This window comes from Kitasatospora atroaurantiaca, from assembly GCF_007828955.1.
GTDB lineage: Bacteria > Actinomycetota > Actinomycetes > Streptomycetales > Streptomycetaceae > Kitasatospora > Kitasatospora atroaurantiaca.
In genome coordinates, this window is sequence record NZ_VIVR01000001.1 from 7,210,161 (window position 1) to 7,223,712 (window position 13,552).

At 71.5% G+C, this 13,552-nt stretch carries 16 protein-coding genes and 2 pseudogenes; 5 read left to right on the forward strand and 13 right to left on the reverse strand.

The genetic code is table 11. From position 1 onward, the window contains the following. Nucleotides 1-10: 10 nt before the first annotated feature. From FB465_RS37240 to FB465_RS32255, 8 genes and pseudogenes are all read right to left on the reverse strand, one after another. A pseudogene (locus FB465_RS37240) lies at nt 11-157 on the reverse strand (exodeoxyribonuclease III); the annotation flags it as partial. A gap of 402 nt (nt 158-559) precedes the next feature. After that, entirely contained in the window at nt 560-880 is a 321-nt protein-coding gene (locus FB465_RS32225; RefSeq protein WP_145796266.1) for a hypothetical protein, read from the reverse strand. A gap of 89 nt (nt 881-969) precedes the next feature. Next, nucleotides 970-1,167 (reverse strand): hypothetical protein, encoded by a 198-nt coding sequence (locus FB465_RS32230; protein ID WP_145796267.1) that lies wholly within the window; start codon nt 1,165-1,167, stop codon nt 970-972. A 56-nt stretch (nt 1,168-1,223) separates the two neighbouring features. Beyond that, nucleotides 1,224-1,421, reverse strand: coding sequence for a hypothetical protein (locus FB465_RS32235; protein ID WP_145796270.1), 198 nt, complete (start codon nt 1,419-1,421; stop codon nt 1,224-1,226). Nucleotides 1,422-1,519: 98 nt separating this feature from the next. Continuing rightward, entirely contained in the window at nt 1,520-1,870 is a 351-nt protein-coding gene (locus tag FB465_RS32240) for a hypothetical protein (protein ID WP_145796271.1), read from the reverse strand. A gap of 486 nt (nt 1,871-2,356) precedes the next feature. Beyond that, a complete protein-coding gene (locus tag FB465_RS32245) occupies nt 2,357-3,655 on the reverse strand; it encodes an ArsB/NhaD family transporter (protein ID WP_145796273.1) in 1,299 nt (432 codons plus the stop codon). Next, the gene (locus tag FB465_RS32250; protein WP_145796275.1) at nt 3,652-4,128 is read right to left on the reverse strand and encodes a CBS domain-containing protein; all 477 of its coding nucleotides are present in this window, start codon (nt 4,126-4,128) and stop codon (nt 3,652-3,654) included. Before FB465_RS32250 ends, FB465_RS32245 begins: the two co-directional genes overlap by 4 nt. Continuing rightward, nucleotides 4,115-5,419, reverse strand: coding sequence for a cation:proton antiporter (locus FB465_RS32255; RefSeq protein WP_145796277.1), 1,305 nt, complete (start codon nt 5,417-5,419; stop codon nt 4,115-4,117). Before FB465_RS32255 ends, FB465_RS32250 begins: the two co-directional genes overlap by 14 nt. A 306-nt stretch (nt 5,420-5,725) precedes the next feature. Between FB465_RS32255 and FB465_RS32260 the strand changes: the two genes are divergently transcribed. Both FB465_RS32260 and FB465_RS32265 read left to right on the forward strand, forming a co-directional pair. Next, complete coding sequence (locus FB465_RS32260) at nt 5,726-6,031, forward strand: hypothetical protein (protein WP_145796279.1); 306 nt, start codon at nt 5,726-5,728, stop codon at nt 6,029-6,031. After that, on the forward strand, nt 6,028-6,549 hold the full coding sequence (locus FB465_RS32265; protein ID WP_145796280.1) for an STAS domain-containing protein: 522 nt from the start codon (nt 6,028-6,030) through the stop codon (nt 6,547-6,549). The genes FB465_RS32260 and FB465_RS32265 overlap by 4 nt, the downstream gene beginning before the upstream one ends. A gap of 9 nt (nt 6,550-6,558) precedes the next feature. Here FB465_RS32265 and FB465_RS32270 read toward each other — a convergent pair whose 3' ends face one another. Beyond that, complete coding sequence (locus FB465_RS32270) at nt 6,559-7,497, reverse strand: sodium:calcium antiporter (RefSeq protein WP_145796282.1); 939 nt, start codon at nt 7,495-7,497, stop codon at nt 6,559-6,561. 195 nt (nt 7,498-7,692) lie between these two features. On the opposite strand from FB465_RS32270, the gene FB465_RS32275 reads away from it, so the two are divergent. Then, the gene (locus tag FB465_RS32275) at nt 7,693-9,087 is read left to right on the forward strand and encodes an amino acid permease (RefSeq protein WP_145796284.1); all 1,395 of its coding nucleotides are present in this window, start codon (nt 7,693-7,695) and stop codon (nt 9,085-9,087) included. A gap of 122 nt (nt 9,088-9,209) precedes the next feature. Here the strand turns inward: FB465_RS32275 and FB465_RS32280 are convergent, their stop codons facing one another. From FB465_RS32280 to FB465_RS32285, 3 genes are all read right to left on the reverse strand, one after another. Next, entirely contained in the window at nt 9,210-9,782 is a 573-nt protein-coding gene (locus FB465_RS32280) for a DM13 domain-containing protein (protein WP_145796286.1), read from the reverse strand. Between the two features lie 156 nt (nt 9,783-9,938). Continuing rightward, the gene (locus FB465_RS36070; protein ID WP_170290733.1) at nt 9,939-10,115 is read right to left on the reverse strand and encodes a carboxymuconolactone decarboxylase family protein; all 177 of its coding nucleotides are present in this window, start codon (nt 10,113-10,115) and stop codon (nt 9,939-9,941) included. Between the two features lie 12 nt (nt 10,116-10,127). Then, nucleotides 10,128-10,679, reverse strand: coding sequence for a carboxymuconolactone decarboxylase family protein (locus tag FB465_RS32285; RefSeq protein WP_145796288.1), 552 nt, complete (start codon nt 10,677-10,679; stop codon nt 10,128-10,130). A gap of 134 nt (nt 10,680-10,813) precedes the next feature. Here FB465_RS32285 and FB465_RS32290 point away from each other — a divergent pair, with 134 nt between their 5' ends. After that, nucleotides 10,814-11,413 (forward strand): TetR/AcrR family transcriptional regulator, encoded by a 600-nt coding sequence (locus FB465_RS32290; protein ID WP_145796289.1) that lies wholly within the window; start codon nt 10,814-10,816, stop codon nt 11,411-11,413. Nucleotides 11,414-11,655: 242 nt separating this feature from the next. On the opposite strand, the pseudogene FB465_RS32295 reads toward FB465_RS32290, so the two are convergent. Next, a pseudogene (locus FB465_RS32295) lies at nt 11,656-12,845 on the reverse strand (alkene reductase). A gap of 135 nt (nt 12,846-12,980) precedes the next feature. Between FB465_RS32295 and FB465_RS32300 the strand changes: the two are divergent. Then, on the forward strand, nt 12,981-13,547 hold the full coding sequence (locus FB465_RS32300; RefSeq protein WP_145796291.1) for a TetR/AcrR family transcriptional regulator: 567 nt from the start codon (nt 12,981-12,983) through the stop codon (nt 13,545-13,547). Nucleotides 13,548-13,552: the final 5 nt, after the last annotated feature.

The following is a 13,552-nucleotide window of genomic DNA, read 5'->3' on the forward strand; positions in this document are numbered from 1 at the left end:
CCGACCAGAGTCAGTGGTCGTAGTGCACGGTTACAGGGGCGTGATCGGACCAGCGCTCCTCGTGGGTGGCGGCACGCTCGACGTAGGCCTTGACGGCCCGCTCGGCCAGGCCGGGGGAGGCGATCTGGTAGTCGATCCGCCATGCCGCATCGTTGTCGAGTCGCCAAAGCGCCTGACAGGAAACCAGGTTGACGATGATCCTCCGGGCGGGCCGCGGCGAGGACCTGCTCGGTGAGGTTGCCTCTGGATCCCGGGGCGGGTCACACTGCCCCGGAGGGCGGGTCGAGGCCGCCACGACGATCGCGTGTCGGCGTCTTCTGTCGGTCGTTCGCGTGTCGCGGCGTGGGAGGGCTGACTGTCCGGGCCACCCCCGACCGGATGGTCGTCGCGCCGCCCTGCGGTTGTACGCGACATCGAGGGTCGCCGCCGGTCGCTGCGGCGCGAACAGGATGGTGGCGAAGGCCGGCCGATCTGACGTCAACCGGTCGGCCGGTGATACGAATCCGCCGTGTGACAGCAGGTGCTTGGGAAGCAGGTGTCGGCTCTTTCTGTTGTTGCGTCAGCTGGTGGTCGCATTGTGGTCGCCGGGCCACATCGGCCATGGCGGCGATGGTTCTTCTGTTCGTGCCTGCTGATATGCGGGCAGTTGCCGGTTTGGGCGTGGGTGCTGGTGCGAGGGTCGCTGGGCGCGGCAGACGGGTCGTCCGAGGATGGCGCGGTCGGCGTTGTCGAGGGTCCACGCGACGGCGTCGACGGCCGCGCGGGCGGCGAGGCGGGTGAGGTCGGCGTAGGTGTTCGCGCTGGTCGACAGGGTGCGGTGACGCAGGGTCTTGGAGATGACGGGCAGGGGGACGCTGGCGGCCAGGGCGAAGCTGGTCATGACGTGGCGCAGGTCGTGGATGGCGATGCGGGGGACGCCGGTCGCAGGAAGCGGGCGGCCTGCTCCTCGCTACACAGGCGTCTGGGGGCTCAGGTGGGGCGGCGGAGGAGTGAGGGTTTGGCGGGGTTGCGGGCGAGCCGGCCGTCGTAGACGGCGCTGCTGAGGGCGCTGGAGATGGTGGCCGTGACCCGGTAGACGGTGACCCTGCCGCGGCCCGTGCGCAGTTGGGCGGTGACGAAGGTCAGGCTGGCGGACCCGCCACACGCCGCCCCGATCGTCGAGGCCATCATGTACCTCCTCCCCGCTGCGCGCGGGCACGGCCGCGCCGTGAATTGCCGCGTGCTCAGGACACGAAACCGCTCGGCGGGCTGGGGGCACGGCCGGACCACCCCGGCTCCACTCGCTCCCACTCCCGCTCCCAGAGCGCCTCGGCCCGGCGCTCGACGCGCCGCCCGACCTCCGCGAGCGCGGCCACCACGGCCAGGGACAGGCCCGACATGGTGCCGATGCCGATCACGACGGCGCTGCCGCGCAGCTCCACCTCAGACTGGGGAACGCGTGCCGGTGCACCCGCGTCGTCGACCCACAGGGCGACCGTCGAACCTGGCCCTACCCCGGCCGCGACGGGTATGCACCCGGTCACTGTCTGGCCGGACGGGGCCACCCACGAGGCGTCCGCGCGCCCGCGGCTGGGTGCGTCATGTGCCGCCGTACCTGCTGCGCCGGAAGGGAGGCCACGACAGCGTCCATCCGGTGCAGGTGAGCCGCCTGCGCGCGGGCCTCGGCCTGCCCGTGGTGAAAGTTGGCCACGGCCGCGAATACCGAGCAGGCCGCGGCCAGTGCCAGCAGCAGCGGCAGCGCCAGCTTCAGACGGCTGCGTGTCCGGTCGACGGGCCGGCGCAGCTCGCGTCGGTCCAGCCCCGAGGCCTGCACCACGTGGTGCCACCATCCGAGCCGCCGCCTACGGCGGGCATTCCTCGCACCGCTCATGGCACCTCCTGCGCGGCTCCTGCAACCTCGCGCCATCGAGGCTGCCCCGATTGTCCCGCCGCACCGCCTCGCGCTCCCAGGGCCAGGCGCACCCGATCGCCCGCCTACCCCGCGCGTCGGACCGGGAACGCGGGCGCGCGCCGCCGACCGTCATCTCGCCCGGCCCCGGTCGGATGCCTGCCCGCCGCGACCGAGGTCCTCGCCGACTGGAGGGACGCGGAATACCGCTTCCCGCAGACGCCCCGGCAGGACGACACGGCCAACCATGACCGGGCCGATGCCGGTGGGCAGAGCACGGAGAGCCAGGCGATGTGCCGCTCGCAGGCGAGTACGCCCGTCTAGGCGGCGGCGAACAGCAGCGCGCAGGCAGCGCGTACTGCCATCTCCGGAGCATCCGGTTCGCCTTCACACAAACGGGGCACCGCGTGGGCGCTCTGCGACTCGGAGCCGCCCGCCGCAGGACCTGCGCCGGGCGGTCCGTCCGTGTCAGGCCAGGGCGTAGTAGCGCAGCCAGAGGTAGAGGGCTGAGATGGCGATGGTGACGGCGGTGACGGGGATGCCGTAGCGGGTGAAGGTCCAGAAGCTGATGGGTTGTCGGTTTCGTTCGGCGATGCCTAGGACGACGACGTTGGCGGAGGCGCCGATGGCGGTGGCGTTGCCGCCGAGGTCGGCGCCGAGGGCGAGGGCCCACCACAGGACGTGGCCGTGGGTGTCGCCGACGGTGTGGACGAGGTCGGCGGTGATGGGGGCCATGGTGGCGACGTAGGGGATGTTGTCGACGATCGCGGACAGCACGGCGGAGGCCCACAGGAGGAGCATGGCGGAGCCGAGGGGCGCGCCGCCGGTCGCGTCCGCGAGGGCCCGGGAGACCTCGCCGATGACGCCGGTCTCGATCAGGGCGCCGACCATGATGAACAGGCCGGCGAAGAAGGCGAGGGTGGGCCATTCGACTTCGCCGAGCACGTCCTTGATCTCGACCTTGGAGATCGCGACGAGCAGTCCGGCGCCCAGGAGGGCGACCACGGACGGCGCGTAGTGCACGACAGAGTGGAGGACGAACCCGGCGATGACCAGGGCGAGCACGACCAGGCCCTGGACGAGCAGGCGAGGGTCGCGGATGGCCTCGCGCTCGTTGAGCGACATGACCTCGGCGGCGCGGTCCTCGTCGTAGACGAAGAAGCGGCGGAACAGGAGGCGGCACATCGCCACCAGAACCACGGTCAGGACTACGGCGAGCGGGGCGAGGTGGACGAGGAAGTCGTTGAACGACAGGCCGGCTCGGCTGGCGATGATGATGTTCGGTGGGTCGCCGACCAGGGTCGCCATTCCGCCGACGTTCGAGGCGAACACCTCGGCGATGAGGAACGGCGCGGCCTTGAGCTTCAGGCGGTCGCAGACCAGCAGGGTGACCGGGGCGACCAGCAGCACGGTGGTGACGTTGTCGAGCAGGGCGGAGGCGACGGCGGTGATGATCATGAGCATGGCCATCACCCGGAACGGCTTCGCCCGGGCGCGCTTGACCGCCCAGATGGCCAGGTACTCGAACAGGCCGGTGCGCCGGAGTACGCCGACGATCATCATCATCCCGGTGAGGAGGAAGATGACATTCCAGTCGATGCCGGAGTGGGTGGAGAAGAACGCGGCCTCGTCGTCGGTGGCCCGCAGGGCGAGCATCGCGCCTGCGCCGCCGAGGGCGGCGGCGACGCGGTGGACCCACTCGGTGATGATCAGGACGTAGGCGGCGGCGAAGACGGCCAGTGACGCCCAGGCTTGCCAGTTGTTCACGGGTTTCCCAGGAGACGGTGGAGCAGGTGGGAGGCGGTGATCACGCCGAGCAGCCGTCCGGGTGCCGGGTTGCGTGGGCCGTTGGGTGCGCGTTCCACGACGGCGACCAGGGGGCTGCGGGTGCGGGCCATCAGCGTGGCGATCTCCACCGCGGTGTCGTCGGCGTCGGCGACCGATGGCGCGGGTGCGTCGGTGGGCAGGCAGTCGCGCACCCGCAGGCCGGTGAGGGCCTCGCACAGCCGGTCGGCGTGGGCCTCGTCGATCACCGCGGCAAGGGTGGGGTCCTCCATGATGTAGCCGGGCACGAGCAGCCGCACCAGTTGTGAGGCGGGCAGCAGGGCGCGCGGGGTGCCGGGGCCGTCCACGACCAGGACCCCGGGCAGGCGGTGCACGGCGAGAAGACGGGCGGCGTCCAGGGCCTGGTCATCCAGGGCGACCGTGGGGTAGGGCTCGGCGAGGTCACGTGCGCGCATCGGGGTGCTCCTTCGAGAGGGACGAGGCGGTCGCCTGGGCGGGGATGGCCCCGGTCGGTGCCGAGCGCGACGAATCCGCCGCAGCCGCTCCTGCTCCATCGTCGGCGCCGGCCGACGGGGCCGGCTCCTCGACGTCGAAGAGCCGGGCCACCGGAACGTCCGAGCTGGAGTGCACCGCGATCGAGACGGCGATGCACACCGCGATCAGGGTGTACGCCTGCCGGCCCTGCGGGATGCCGGCCTGCAGGACGAGCAGGCCGTAGACGACGGAGGCGAAGCCTTTGGGGCCGAACCAGGCGGCGACCAGCTGCTCGCGCCGGTCGATCCGAGAGCGGATCAGGGAGATCAGCAGCGAGGCGGGGCGGATCAGCAGGATCGCCAGGCCGACGGCCACGTATCCGCCGATGCTCAGGTCGCCGAACAGCTGTGGGGTGAGCAGGGCGCCGAAGACCAGCAGGGCGGCGAACTTGGACAGCTCCGCCAGTGCCTCGCCGAGCGGTTCGAAGGCGTGCTTGGACTCCGGCGAGACCGAGGCGAGGACCGCGCCGGCGGAGAACGCGGCGAGGTAGGGGTTGGCGCCGGTCAGGTGGCAGACGGCGTACAAGATGACGCCGGTTGCCAGCGGCAGCAGCGGCTGGAGCTTCGCCTCGGCGCCGAGCACTGGTACGCGCACCAGCAGGTTGACCAGGATCGGCAGCACGACACCCAGCGCCAGGCCCCCGGCCAGTTCCAGGCCGATCGCGCCGAGCGAGGACTCGGCGCCCGGGGAGGTGGGTCCGGCGGCGGCGATCAGCACCAGCACCACCGGCAGCGCCAGTCCGTCGTTCAGCCCCGACTCCACGTTCAACAGCTGCCGCAGCCGGGCCGGGACCTCCTTGCGGCCGACGATCGCCGAGGCGAACACCGGGTCCGTCGGCGCCAGCACCGCCCCGACCAGGAACGACGTCGTCCAATCCAGCCCGACGAGGAAGTGCGTCACCAGTGCCATGCCGACGAACGCGAGCGGCATCCCGAGCCCGAGCGCGCGGGCGGGGTTGCGCCACGCGGCGCGCAGGGAGGGGAAGGAGACGTGCATGCCGTCGGTGAACAGCACCGTGAACAGGGCCAGGTCCGCGGTCGCCGCCACGATCGGGCTGTCCGGGGTGATGTGGATCAGGCCGAGGAATCCGTCGCTCACCAGCGCGCCCGAGACCAGGAAGAGCAGTGAGGCGGAGAGCACGGAGCGGGCCGCCAGGCCCGACAGCAGGACCGCGACGAGCAGTGCGGCCCCGAAGCACGCGACGAGTACCACGATGGGTCACCCCCGGATCGGCGAGGAGCAAAGAGGGCTGTCCCCTTGCTCGCCGACCAGGCTTTCCGGCACTCCACCACGGACTTTATCCGACTTTTACGGTTCTCTGACAGTCTTTTGACGGCCGAACGCGGGACGGACTCGCGGTCCACCTGTCGCCGCAGGCCGGCCCGGCGGCTACGATCGCGTTCTGGTGAGCCGGGAAGCCTGGTCGGCGTCATGACCTGACGCGCCCCGGAGCCGCACCGTGCCACACCCCCGCCGCCCCCGCCAACCGGCACCATCCTGCGTCCGGGCGGTGCGGCCGTGAACACCGCCACCGTGCTCTGGACCCTGCTGGCGATCCTGTCCCTGGTGTGGGTGCCGGCAGCCGTCCTGATGGCCGCAGGCCGCGTGCCGCGCGGCTGGGGCTGGCTCGAGCCGGTCCGCCGCCGCGGCATCGGCCTGCTCCTGCTCTACGGCAACATCCCGCTCAACACGATCCCCCGCGCCCTGCACACCTCCGAGGCCGTCGTGCTGCTCGGCATCGCCGCTGGCTGCCTGTGTGCCCTCGGGGGGATCTTCCTGCTCATCTACCCCGGCCCGCTGCCCGCCCCGGGCGAGCGCCGATGAACCGCCTCGCATGGCCCGCCACCGTCGCGGCCGATTGGCTGGCCGGCGCCGTAGCCACGGCCTGGATCGCACTGGCGATCGTGGACCAGACATGGTTCAAGACGTCCCTGCTGGTCGCGTGCGCGTGGATAGTGCAGCGGGCGGGCCGGGAGATGAGGGCCGCACTCCAGCGCCTGCGGCCGGGCCGCGCTCGGGCGCCGGGCCCGAGGACCGTGTTGGTGAGGCTGCGCGGGACCATCGACACCGCCAACGCCGACCAGGTCGCCCACCGCCTGCGTGCCGCGCTGCGAAGCGCGCCCGCCCGGATCGAGATCGACCTCGCCCGCGTCCCGCACATCACGCCGAGCGGAAGCACCGCCCTGCTCGCCCTCACCCGGACCGCCCGGGAGACCGGCAGCGAGATCGTCATCCGCAACGCCGCCCCGCAGCCTCGCGCCGCCCTGCGCGCCGTCGGACTCGACCGCCTCGCCACCTTCCAGAACGACGAACCACCCCACACCGGCGGCGGCCGCGCGTGAGCTGCCGGGTCAGCCGGTCAGCAGCGGCAGCACCACCGCGCACACCGCCAGCAGCACCAGCGCCCCGCCGCGGCTGAGCCGCCCGCCGGCCAGCAGCATCCACGCGAGCACACCGGTCAGCGCCATCGCGGTCAGCACCGAACCCCCGACTCCGGGCACCCTTCCCGCCGCAGTGGTCGGCGTGGCGAGGGCGATGGTCGCGCCGCCCGCGAGGCTGTTGACCAGGTTGCTGCCCAGCAGGTTGCCCACCAGCAGCTCCGACGCGCCGCGCCGGTGCGCCTGCAGCGAGGTCACCAGCTCCGGCAGGGACGTGCCGAGGGCCACCAGCGTGAACCCGATGACCGCCTGCGACATCCCCATCCGGTCGGCGATCACCGTCGCGTTCCCGACCAGCAACTGCGCACCGCCCAGCGTGCCCACCAGACCGACAGCAGTCCGCAGCACCTCCCTCACCAGGGACACCTGTCCGATGGCCACGGGCACCGCCATGACGCTGGGGCTGCCGAGCCGGGCGGTCCGCAGCTGGGCCAGCAGCGCCAGGACCAGCAGTGTCGCCAGCACCGTGCCCTCGGAGCGGCCCAGCCCGCCGCCGACCAGGACCGCGAAGAGCCCCACCGCACCGACCGACAGCGGCCCGAGTGTCCGCACCACGCGCGGCTCGGCGACCACCGGAGCGACGATGCCGACCAGGCCCAGGACGAGGGTCACGTTCAAGATGTTCGAACCCACCAGGTTGCCGACTGCAAGGCCCGTCTCACCCCGACCGGCCGCGAGAGCCGAGACCGCCAGCTCCGGCAGACTCGTGCCGATGCCGACGACCACCACCCCGACGAACGCCGGCGACAGACCCAGCCGCTCGCCGATCCGCACTGCCCCCAGCACCAACTGGTCCGCGCACCACGCCAGCACCACCAGGCCCGCCAGCACGAGCACCACCGCAACCGCCACAGCCGCCCCCCACGTTGCACCGGCCCCCTGCCGTGCGCAGGGCAGCGTACAGAGCGCACACGCATCGCTCCAGGGCCAAAGTCTTAACGACTCCTTGACGCGCTACTGGCGGGCTATTGACGTACTGTTCTGGCCTGGTGTGCCGGGAAGTCTGGTCGGCGATGGAATCCGTCTCTTCCCGGAAAGGGTCCTGCCGTGACCTTCCCCAAGACCGCCGCACCCACCGCCGCGCCGCCGATCCCGGTCGCGCGCGGGCCGCGCCGCTCGGTGCTGTTTTTCGCCTTCGCGTTCGCCGTGATCGCCGACCCGGTCTCATCCGTCGCGTACGCGATCGAGGCCGCCCTGCACGCCCTCCACGGCGACCTGGGACTGCTGCTGCCCACCATGGCGCTGGTGGTCGGCCTCGTCGTGGTCGTCACCGCGAACTACTGGCAGCTGGTCCGGCGTTTCCCCAAGGGCGGCGGCGCCGCAGCAGCGGCCGGGCGGGCGTTCGGTCCGCGGTGGACGTTCCTGCCGATCGGCGCGCTCGTGGTCGACTTCGTGCTGACCATCGGCATCTCGATCGCCGCGGCGGCGAGCGCGATGATCGCCCTGTTCCCGGGTCTCGCGCCGGTCCGCATCCCGCTGGCCCTGGTGCTGCTGGTGATCGTGGCAGGGCTGACCTGGTTCGGACACGGCGGCCGGCTGCTCTTCGCTGCGATGACCGTGGTGTTCGTCCTCGCCGCCGTCGCGGTGGTGGTGCTCGGCTTCGCAGCGCCGCACAGCATCGGCACCGCGCCAGCCCACACCGACCCGGGCCGCTCCGCGGTCTTCGCGGTCGTCCTCGCCTTCCCCGTCGCGATGGCCCTCGCCACCGGCATCGAGGCCCCGTCGACCGCCATCGCCCAGCTCGGCCAGCTGGACGACACCCACCGGCGCCGCTTCGGCCGCGGCACCCTGGCCCTGCTGCTGGTCATCGTCGGCGGCCTGACCCTCGCCCTGACCGCCCTCGCCGTGAAGCTCCACATCGGCCTGCCCGGTGCCGACTCCACCCAGATCGCCGACATCGCCCACGCCGCCGCCGGCCCCGGCTGGCTCTACGGCGCCTTCCAGCTCACCAGCTCCCTGCTGCTGCTCGCTGCCGCCAGCTCCTCCTTCCAGGCCGGCCCCGGACTCCTCAAGGCCCTCGCCGGCACCGACGAGCGCCCCGGCGTGCTGCCGCCGATCCTCGGCCACACCAACAAGCACCACACCCCGTACTGGTCCGTCGTGGTCTACCTCGCTGCCGCCGCAGTGATCATCGTCGCCGCCGCCGGCCAGGAACAGGAACTCGTCCTCTTCTACGCCGTCTCGGTGTTCGTCAGCTTCCTCGTCGGCCTGCTCGCCATGACCCGCTTCGCCCGCACCGAACGCAAGCCCCTGCTCGCCGCCGTCAACGCCATCGCCGCCGCAGCCGTCGCCTTCACCCTGCTCGTCAACCTGCTGCGCGGCTGGCCGATCCTCTCCCTCGTCGCCACCCTCCTCATCGGCGGCGGCCTTTTCGTCCGCTGGATACGCGCGGGCAGCCCCAGCGGCATCGAGGACATCGAGGCCCAGGCCGAAGCCGACTGAACCCAGCCGCGCTGCGATGACAGCCGCCCGGGCCGGGGAAACTCCGGGACGGAGGCACCGGCGGCCTCTTTGGTATGGCGCAGGGCGGCGCGGGATCGGCCGGGCCCGTGGTGCGGTGAGGGTCAGCTCGGTACGGGCGTGAGGTCGGCGGCTCCGAAGCCGACGGAGAAGCGCTTGCACCAGATGACGGCGCTTCGGTAGGCGGTGAGGTCGGTGCCGGCGGGGACGGCGTAGTTCTGGTTGCCGTGGTTGCCCTTGAGGCGGTCGAGTTCGAGGGGCTTGGCGCCGAGGTGGTCCGACTTGGACTCGGTTGCGGGGGCGGTGGACAGGTAGACGTGTACGTCAGGGCCGTCGGAGGTGTCGAGGTCCTCGAGTCGCAGGACGGTGCTTCCGTCGGGGAGGCGGACGAGGCGCGCTGTTCCGGTCGTGGCGTGTTCGCCGGACCGGAAGGTGCCGCGGGCGAGGTCGGCGGGGCCGCTCGTGGATCTGGTGGCGTCGGGGGAGGCGCTCGGAGGTGCCGCGGCGGCGGTGCTCGTGGGCGCGGTGGTGGCCGTGACCGCGGGGAGGGCCTCGTCGACGGTGGTGTTGGTGAAGGCCTTCCAGGGCTGGAAGAGGTAGAGGCCCACAGCGGCGGCGAGGAGTACGGCGACCGTGGCGATGCCGAGCAAGGGGCGGCGACGGCGGGTGTTCGGCATCGGGTGACTCCGGATGGTCGGCTGTGGGTGTCCCGTCAGGGATATCCGGCCGACGGCCCCGGCGCCAGGCCCTCGCGACAGCGGTCCGAGGTTCGTAAGGTCTCGTTAGACGACGGTCCGCCGCCGGGGTTGCTGGGCCCGGCGGCGGACACGGTGTCACTGCTGTGCGGTCTGCCGATCGAGGGGCCGCACGATCGGCCGTTCCACGGTGACGTCGAGCGCTTCGTTGACGTAGTTGATGAAGATGTTGCGGGCGACGTGCGCGATGACCTCGACCAGCTCGATGTCGGTGAGGCCGACTTCGCGGGGGCCGTTGGCGCCGCGGCGGGTCACGTCCTGCTCTGTTCAGGCCTTGGTCCACTCCTGGGATTCCCAGGCGGGGTCGAGCGGGGTGTGGGCGACGTGGTTGGTGTAGTTGGACAGCGTCTTCATGCCGACGCCGAGCACGATGTCGAGGACGTGGCGCTCGGTGTAGCCGGCGGCCAGGAAGGCGTCGACCTCTTCGTCGGACACCCAGCCGCGGTTGGTGACCATCGACCGGGTGAGGCGGCGGGCGGCTTCCAGGGCGGTGTCGGGCAGCGGCTTGGCCTCGCGGAGCGCGTCCACCGTCTCCTGCGGAAGGCCCGAGCGCAGGGCCATGGTGGAGTGTGCGGCCACGCAGTACGCGCAGTCGTTCTCGACGCTGGCGGTGATCCACACGACGTGCTTGGCCGGGGTGGGGAGCGAGGACTTGCCGAACTGCTCGGCGAGGGCGTTGTACCCGGCGAGCAGTTCGGGGGACTCGGCCATCACGGCGTTGAGCGTGGTGATGAAGCCCATCCGGCGCTTCGCCGAGGCGAGATGGGGGCGGGCGGCTTCGGGTGCGGTGGTCTCGTCGTGGAGCGGGAACTGGGCCATGGCGGGGCGTTCTCCCTTGGCAGGGCAGCGCGTTGGGCGCTGCAACTATCCTGAAACGATCGGTCCAAGATAGCCCGGGGCGGCACCCTGGGGGAGTATCTTGGAACCATCATTTCAAGTTGAAGGGTGGCGGGATGCCGGACATCAAGCACTTCGATCCGGACGCGACCTTGGAGACGGTGGAGAAGCTGTTCTGGCAGCAGGGCATGGCCTCGACCGGAATCCAGGACATCGTGACCGCGACCGGGGTCGGCCGTTCCAGCCTGTACGCCACCTTCGGCGGCAAGCGGGACCTCTACCTCGCCGCCCTGCGGCGCTACCTCGAGCAGCGCTCCCAGCCGATGTTCGGCCGGCTCGCCGACGATGCGCGGGGGCTGCCGGCGATCTCGGAGTTCTTCGACGCCCTGATCGCGGCGCGCTGCACCGGTGAGTACGCGCGGTGGGGCTGCATGGTCTCCAACGCGCACGCGGGGGCCGAGAGCGGAGATCCGGGGGTTCGGGAGATCGTGGACCGGCACCACGATCGACTTCGCGATGCACTGCGCGCTGCCCTGCTGACGGCCGGAGCCTCGGGCCAGCTCGCCCCGGGCGTCGACCCTGTGGCCTCCGCCGACGTGCTGGCCCTGCTCGCCTACGGAGTGAACCTCCGCTCCCGTGCCGGGGCCGACGCACATCAGCTGCAGAAGACGGCCGCGGCGGCCCTCGCCGCGGTGACCGGACGGACGCACGCCTGACCCGCTCGGCCTTCGGCCTTCACCACCGAGGCTCGAGCCGCCGGTGGTCGACGCCACGAGCGCCGTTGCCGGTCGTCGTCGTTGCAGCCATCTCCGGCCGGGCGGAATGATCAAGGCGTGCCCCCACCGCACCGCGTCGTGATCGTCGCCTTCCGGGCACGTGCGGACCTGCGCCGGCGTCACCTCCGGGACGGACATGGCGCCGGCCATGATCGCCGAAGACCCCGGCCAGGGCCTCGCCCTCAGCCGACCGGCGGCAGGCCCTGCAGAGCGGGCAGCGGCGGTAGGTCGTGCCGGTCATCGGCATCAGCCGCGAGGGCGCCTGTCCGGGATTCGTCGCCCTGGTAGAACGGGTAGTCCGTGTAGCCGGCCTCGCCGCCGCCGTAGAACGTGGTGGGGGCGGCCGCGGCCAGTGGGAGGTTCTCGCGGTAGCGGCGGACCAGGTCCGGGTTGGCGATGAACGGCGTGCCGAAGGCAACCAGGTCGGCGTACCCGGCGCACACTGCTGCCCGGGCGCGCGCGAGGTCGTAGCCGTTGTTGGCGATGTACGGGCCGGCGAACCGCTCCCGCAGCGCGCGGTAGTCGACGGAGGCGGTCGTCGTCGCCATGTCGCCCTCTAGGACGTGCGCGTACGCCAGGCCTCGCGCGCTCAGCTGCCCCAGGAAGTACTCGAAGTGGCGCTGCGGGTCGGAGTCCGACATCGAGTTGAAGCCGTTCTCCGGCGTCAGGCGAACCCCCACCCGCTCGGCGGGCCACTGCTCGCAGACGGCCTCGAGGACCTCGTTCAGCAGGCGCATGCGGTTGGCTGCGCTGCCTCCGTACACATCGGAGCGGTGGTTGGTCCCGTCACGCAGGAACTGGTCGACAGGTAGCCGTTCCCGGCGTGGACCTCGGTGCCGTCGAAGCCCGCCTGCCTGGCCAACTCGGCGGCGCGGCGGAACTGGTCGACGATTCCCGGCAGCTCGTCGGCGTCGAGCGCGCGGGGTGTCACGAAGTCCTGCGGGCCGGCGTAGGTGACGGCCTGGCCCGCGGGTGCGAGCGCCGAAGGGGCGACGGGCGCCTGCCCGTCCAGCAGGCTCGGATGGGAGACGCGGCCGCAGTGCTGCAGCTGGACGAAGATGCGGCCGCCCTCCGCGTGCACCGCGTCGGTCAGGCGCCGCCAGCTCGGCGCGTGGGAGTCGGTGTACAGCCCGGGCGTGAAGGGGTAGCCCACCGCCTGCAGCGAGACCGTGGTGGATTCCGCGATGATCAGGCCCGCGGTGGCACGCTGCCGGTAGTGGGCGACCATCAGCGGAGAAACGCACCCGTCGGCGTTGGCGCGGTTACGGGTCATCGGCGCCATCACCATCCGGTTGGCGAGCGTGAGACCGCCAAGGTCGAACGGCGTGAACAAGTCGAGGTGCATGCAGAGCTCCAGCGTTGCGGCGAACATCGTAGGACAGTCGTCCTAGAGCGCCGTCACGCTAGGTCTGCCGCCTCCGTGGTGTCAACGGCTTGACGATCTAGGACAGCTGACCTACGTTGTGGCTCTAGGTCGACTGTCCTACAGCATCGGAAGGGGATCACCGTGGCTGCTGTGGCTACCCGCGAACAGATCGTGGCGGCGGCCGACCGGCTCTTCTACCACCACGGCTACGAGCACACCTCGTTCGCGGACATCGCCGGAGCCGTCGGGCTGTCGCGGGGCAACTTCTACTACCACTTCAAGTCCAAGGACGCGATCCTCGACGCGGTGATCGACGCCCGCCTCGCCGACACCCGGCGGATGCTCGAGCAGTGGGAGGCCGAAGCATCCACCCCGGCCGGCCGGATCATGCGGTACATCGAGATCGTGCTGACGAACCGTGCCGACATCCAGGACTACGGCTGCCCCGTGGGCACCTTGACCACGGAGCTGGCCAAGCTGGAGCACGCCATGCTCGGCCAAGCCGGCCGCCTGTTCGCCGTGTTCCGCACCTGGCTCCGCGAGCAGTTCGCGCTGATCGGGCCGGCGGAGCAGGCCGACGAGCTGGCGATGCACGTGCTCGCCTTCAGCCAGGGCGTCGCCGTCATGGCCAACGCCTTCCGCGATGAGGCGTTCATCCAGCGGGAAGTCGACCGGATGCGCGACTGGCTGCACACCTACGAGAAATGAGAGAT

Bases quoted from the DNA above. Each gene is read 5' to 3' on its own strand.
- FB465_RS32240 (WP_145796271.1), bottom strand. From the start codon at position 1,870: ATGAGCGGTGCGAGGAATGCCCGCCGTAGGCGGCGGCTCGGATGGTGG.
- FB465_RS32225 (WP_145796266.1), bottom strand. From the start codon at position 880: ATGACCAGCTTCGCCCTGGCCGCCAGCGTCCCCCTGCCCGTCATCTCC.
- FB465_RS32290 (WP_145796289.1), top strand. From the start codon at position 10,814: ATGCCGGACATCAAGCACTTCGATCCGGACGCGACCTTGGAGACGGTG.
- FB465_RS32280 (WP_145796286.1), bottom strand. From the start codon at position 9,782: ATGCCGAACACCCGCCGTCGCCGCCCCTTGCTCGGCATCGCCACGGTC.
- FB465_RS32285 (WP_145796288.1), bottom strand. From the start codon at position 10,679: ATGGCCCAGTTCCCGCTCCACGACGAGACCACCGCACCCGAAGCCGCC.
- FB465_RS32265 (WP_145796280.1), top strand. From the start codon at position 6,028: ATGAACCGCCTCGCATGGCCCGCCACCGTCGCGGCCGATTGGCTGGCC.
- FB465_RS32230 (WP_145796267.1), bottom strand. From the start codon at position 1,167: ATGGCCTCGACGATCGGGGCGGCGTGTGGCGGGTCCGCCAGCCTGACC.
- FB465_RS32250 (WP_145796275.1), bottom strand. From the start codon at position 4,128: ATGCGCGCACGTGACCTCGCCGAGCCCTACCCCACGGTCGCCCTGGAT.